This window comes from Kitasatospora sp. NPDC057512, assembly GCF_042802135.1.
Classification (GTDB): Bacteria; Actinomycetota; Actinomycetes; order Streptomycetales; family Streptomycetaceae; genus Kitasatospora.
In genome coordinates this window covers 1-5560 of sequence record NZ_JBHVET010000599.1, presented here as the reverse complement: position 1 = coordinate 5560, position 5560 = coordinate 1, and the positions used below count along the sequence as shown (strand labels likewise).

Here is a 5560-nt window from a genome sequence, read left to right as displayed (position 1 = left end):
GGGCCTCGACGATCCGCTCCGGCGGGGTAGTCATGCTGTCCTCTTCCTCAGACGCCTGCGGGGTCCACCGAGGTGCCCAGCGCCAGTTCGACCAGGTCCGTGATGTCCATGCCGTCGATCTCGGCCGCCCGGGCCTCCTCGGCGGCCTGCTCCTCGGCGGTGCCGCCGTCGCCGCCGTTGTCGGCCTCCGGCTCGGGCAGCAGCAGCGCCCGCATCCGCTCGGCCAGCGCGCCGGCCGTCGGGTAGTCGAAGACCGCCGTCGCGGGCAGTCGCAGACCGGAGGCCTGGTAGAGCCGGTTGCGCAGCTCCACGGCCGTCACCGAGTCGAACCCGAGCTTGCTGAACGGGAGTTCGGGATCGACCTGCTCGGCCGAGGAGTGCCCGAGCACCCCGGCGATCTGGGCCCGGACCAGGTCGAGCGCCGCCCGGCGGCGGTCGGCCTCGGAGAGCGCGGCCAGCCGTTCGGCCAGCCGGCCGCCGTCCTCCCCGGTACGGGACCGGGCGGCACGCCGCGCGGCCGGCCGGACCAGCGCGCGCAGCAGGTGCGGCACCGGGGTCCGTCCGCGCAGCACCGCGAGGTCGAGCGCGGCCGGCACCACCAGCGGGGCGGGGACGGCCAGCGCCTCGTCGAACAGGGCGAGCCCGTCCCGCTCGGACAGCGGCACCGTGCCGCCCCGGCTCATCCGCTCCAGCTCGGCCTCGCCCAGGTGGCCGGTCATGCCGCTGGGCTGCGCCCACAGGCCCCAGGCCAGCGACTGCGCGGGCCGCCCGGCCGCCCGGCGGCGGGCCGCGAGCGAGTCCAGGTAGGCGTTGGCGGCGGCGTAGTTGCCCTGGCCGGGGCTGCTGAAGGTGGCGGCGGCGGAGGAGAACAGGACGAAGGCCGCCAGGTCCGACTCCGCGGTCAGCTCGTCCAGGTGCGCGGCGGCGTCGAGCTTGGGCCGCAGCACCCGGGCGAGCGCCTCGGGCGTCAGGGTCTCGATCACGGCGTCGTCGAGGACGCCGGCGGTGTGGAGGACGGCGGTGAGGGGGTGGTCGGTGGGGATGTCGGCGAGCAGTGCGGTGAGTTGGTCGCGGTCGGCGGTGTCGCAGGCGGTGACGGTGACGGTGGCGCCGAGGGCGGTGAGTTCGGTGGTGAGGTCGTCCGCGCCGGGGGCGTCGGGGCCGCTGCGGCTGGTGAGCAGCAGGTGGCGGGCGCCGTGTGCGGTGACGAGGTGGCGGGCGAGCAGGGCGCCGAGGGTGCCGGTGCCACCGGTGATCAGGACCGTCCCGGCCGGGTCGATCGGACGGACGTCGGCGGTCGGGGCGGCCCGGACCAGCCGGGGGGCGAGCAACTCGCCGTCGCGGAGCGCCAGGTGCGGCTCGCCGCAGGACAGCGCGGCGGGCAGGGCGGCGGCCGCGTCGGCGGTGCCGTCGAGGTCGACCAGGACGAACCGGTCGGGGTGCTCCGCCTGCGCGGAGCGGAGCAGACCCCAGAGCGGGGCGTGGACCAGACCGGGCACCGGGTCGCCGGGGGCGGCGGCGACCGCGCCCCCGGTCAGCACGGCCAGCCGCGTCCCGGCGAACCGCTCGTCGGCGAGGAACTCCTGGAGCAGGCCGAGGACTTCAGCGGTCACCCGGTGGGCGTCCGCCGGGGAATCGCCGGCGGCCGGCGGCGCGGGCAGGAGCAGGACGTCCGGCCCGCCGGCGGCCCCCGCCAGCGAGTCCAGGCGGTCGAGTCCGTCCAGACCGTCCAGCCGGAGCCCGGGGACGCCCCGGGTGTCGCCGAGCACCGCCCAGCGCTCCGCCCGGCCGCCGTCGCCCGGCGCGACCCGGGTCCACTCGACCCGGAAGAGCGCGTCCCGCTGCCCGCGCCGGGCGGCCCGCAGCTGACCGGCGGAGATCGTCCGGACGGTCAGCGAGGCCACCGAGGCGACCGGGGCGCCGGTCTCGTCGAACAGGGCCAGCGACACCGAGTCCGGCCCGGTGGGGGAGACCGTCACCCGCAGCGCCGTGGCGCCGGTGCCGTGCAGGCGGACGCCGCTCCAGGCGAACGGCAGGCCGTTGCCCTCGGCCGCGCCCTCCCGGCGGGCCAGCCCCATGCCGTGCAGGGCGGCGTCCATCAGCGCGGGGTGCAGGCCGAAGCGGTCCGCGTCGGCGTGCGCCTGCCGCGGTAGCCGGACCTCGGTGTGCACCTGCTCGCCGAGCCGCCAGGCCCGGGTCAGGCCCCGGAACACCGGGCCGTAGCCGTAGCCGGCCTGCTCCAGCCGGTCGTAGAAGCCGTCCAGGTCGACGGCGGTGGCGCCGGCCGGCGGCCAGGGCCCGCTCTCCGCGGGGGGTCGGGCGTCGTCGGCGGCGAGCAGGCCGCCCGCGTGCCGGGTCCACGGCTCGCCGTGCGGGGCGTCCTGGGCCCGGCCGTAGACGGCCACCGGCCGCAGGCCGGACTCGTCGGCCGCGCCGACCACGGCCTGCAGGACGACGGCGCCGCGCTCCGGCAGGATCAGCGGGACCTCGATGGCCAGGTCCTCGACCAGGCCGCAGCCGACCTCGTCACCGGCGCGGACGGCGAGCTCCACGAAGGCCGTACCGGGCAGCAGGACGGTGCCGGAGACGGCGTGGTCGGCCAGCCACGGGTGGCTGCGCAGCGACAGCAGGCCGGTGAGCACCACCCCGTCGCCCTCGGCCAGCGGCAGGGCCGCGCCGAGCAGCGGATGGTCGGTGGCGCCGAGACCGGCCGCGGTCACGTCCCCGGTGCCGGAGGAGGGCTCCAGCCAGTAGCGCTCGTGCTGGAAGGGGTAGGTGGGCAGGTCGACCGGGCGGGCGCCGGCCGACCGGCCGGAGAGGTCCACCGCCACGCCGCGCACCCAGAGTTCGGCGGCGGAGGTCAGGAAGCGGGCGAGCCCGCCCTGGTCGCGGCGGAGGGTGCCGCAGGTGACGGTGGGCGCGGTCGCCTCGTCCAGGGTCTCCTGGAGTCCGGGGGTGAGGACGGGGTGGGGGCTGGCCTCGATGTAGGTGCTGAAGCCTTCGGCGAGCAGGGCGCGGACGGCCTCCTCCAGCTGCACCGGGTGGCGCAGGTTGCGGTACCAGTACGCGGCGTCGAAGGCGGCGGTGTCGGTCCAGCGGCTGTCCAGGGTGGACCAGAACGGGATCCGCGGGGGCCGGGGGCGCAGGTCGGCCAGGGCGGTGAGCAGTTCGTCCTGGATGCGCTCGACGTGGGCGGAGTGGGAGGCGTAGTCGACGGGGATGCGGCGGGCGCGGATGCCGTCGGCGGTGAAGCGTTCGACGAGGTCGTCCAGGGCGTCGGCGTCTCCGGCGACGACGGTGGAGGTGGGGCCGTTGACGGCGGCGACGGAGATCCGGTCCTGCCAGGGGGCGAGGTCGATGCGCGCGGCCGGGAGGGCGATGGAGACCATGCCGCCAGCTCCGGCGATGGCGGTGATGGCCTGGGAGCGGAGGGCGACGGTGCGGGCGCCGTCCTGGAGGGTGAGGGCGCCGGCGACGGTGGCGGCGGCGATCTCGCCCTGGGAGTGGCCGATGACGGCGTCGGGCTCGATGCCGTGGGCCTGCCAGAGAGCGGCGAGGGAGACCATGACGGCCCACAGGGCGGGCTGGACGACGTCGACGCGGTCGTAGCCGGGGGCGCCCTCGGCGCCACGGAGGACGTCGATGAGGTTCCAGTCGGTGAACTCGGCGAGGGCGTCGGCGCATTCGGTGATCCGAGCGGCGAACACCGGCTCGCTGTCGAGGAGTTCGACGGCCATCCCGACCCACTGCGAGCCCTGGCCGGGGAAGACGAAGACCGTGCGCCCGGTCACGTCCGCCGTGCCGGAGGCGAAGTCGCCGAGGGCGTCGTGGAGTTCGGCGGTGGTGGCGCCGACCACCACCGCGCGGTGGGCGAAGTCGGAGCGGGACGAGGCCAGCGAGGAGGCGAGGTCGGCGGGGACGAGCGCCGGGTCGGCGGCGAGCAGCTCGCGCAGCCGCGCGCCCTGGTCCCGCAGCGCGGCCGGGCTCTTGGCGGAGAACGCCAGCGGAACCGGGCCGGTCGGCGCGGCCGACGGCTCGGCGGCCTCGTCCGACGGGGCCTCGTCCGACGGGGCCTCGTCCGACGGGACCTCGACCGGCGGGGCCTGCTCCAGCACGACGTGGGCGTTGGTGCCGCTGACGCCGAAGGAGGAGACGCCGGCCCGGCGCGGGCGGCCGGTCTCCGGCCACTCCCGGGCCTCGGTGAGCAGGTCGACCGATCCGGCCGTCCAGTCCACGTGCGGGGTCGGCTGGTCCACGTGCAGGGTGCGGGGCAGCACGCCGTGCTGCATGGCCAGCACCGTCTTGATCACCCCGGCGACGCCCGCGGCGCACTGGGTGTGGCCGATGTTGGACTTCACCGAGCCGAGCAGCAGCGGGAGTTCACGGTCCTGGCCGTAGGTGGCGAGCAGCGCCTGGGCCTCGATCGGGTCGCCGAGGGTGGTGCCGGTGCCGTGCGCCTCCACCACGTCGACCTCGGCCGCCGCCAGCCGGGCGTCGGCCAGCGCGTGCCGGATCACCCGCTGCTGGGAGGGGCCGTTGGGGGCGGTCAGGCCGTTGCTGGCGCCGTCCTGGTTGACGGCGCTGCCGCGGATCACGCCGAGCACCCGGTGCCCGTTGCGCTGCGCGTCGGAGAGCCGCTCCAGCATCAGCATGCCGACGCCCTCGCTCCACGCGGTGCCGTCGGCGGCGCCCGCGAAGGCCTTGCAGCGGCCGTCCGGGGCCAGCCCCTTCTGCTGGCTGAACAGCACGAACATGCCGGGGTTGGACATCACCGTCACGCCGCCGGCCAGTGCGGTGGTGCACTCGCCCTGGCGCAGCGAGCGGGCGGCCCAGTGCAGCGCGACCAGCGAGGAGGAGCAGGCGGTGTCGACCGAGACCGCCGGGCCCTCCAGGCCGAAGTGGTAGCTGATCCGGCCGGAGGTGACGCTGGAGGTGGTGCCGGTGCCCAGGTAGAGGTCCACGCCCTCCGGGACGTCCGAACCGGTGCCGTACAGCTGCGAGGTGGTGCCGACGAAGACGCCGGTCCGGCCGCCGGCCAGCGACTGCGGGTCGATGCCCGCGCGTTCCACGGCCTCCCAGGAGGTCTCCAGCAGCAGCCGCTGCTGCGGGTCCATCGCCAGCGCCTCGTTCGGGCTGATGCCGAAGAAGCCCGCGTCGAAGCCGGCCGCGCCGTCCAGGAAGCCGCCGTGGCGGGTGTAGCTGGTGCCGGCGGCGCCCGGGTCGGGGTCGTACACCGAGTCGAGGTCCCAGCCGCGGTCGGTCGGGAACTCGGAGATCGCGTCGGCCTCGTCGACCAGGAGCCGCCACAGCCCCTCGGGGCTGCGCACGCCGCCGGGGAAGCGGCAGGCCATGCCGATGATCGCGATCGGCTCGTGGCGCTCGTCCTCCAGCTCCTTGAGCCGCCGGTGGGCCTTACGGGTATCGGCCACCGCCCGCTTGAGGTACTCGCGAAGCTGGTCTTCGTTGGCCATCTCAGATCACTTTCCTGCGGCGGAGTGGTGGCTGCCGGGGTCGTCCGGCTCCGGGGCGGGGCGCGGCCGCGTCCGGGGGTGTCCGGGGG

The 5560-nt window shown here is 76.4% G+C and carries 1 protein-coding gene; it reads right to left on the bottom strand.

Annotated elements, in window-relative coordinates:
* Positions 1 to 47 precede the first annotated feature (47 nt).
* Positions 48 to 5471 (bottom strand): type I polyketide synthase, encoded by a 5424-nt coding sequence (locus ACFU6K_RS30000; protein ID WP_380668273.1) that lies wholly within the window; start codon positions 5469 to 5471, stop codon positions 48 to 50.
* Positions 5472 to 5560 lie beyond the last annotated feature (89 nt).

Bases quoted from the DNA above. Each gene is read 5' to 3' on its own strand.
- ACFU6K_RS30000 (WP_380668273.1), bottom strand. From the start codon at position 5,471: ATGGCCAACGAAGACCAGCTTCGCGAGTACCTCAAGCGGGCGGTGGCC.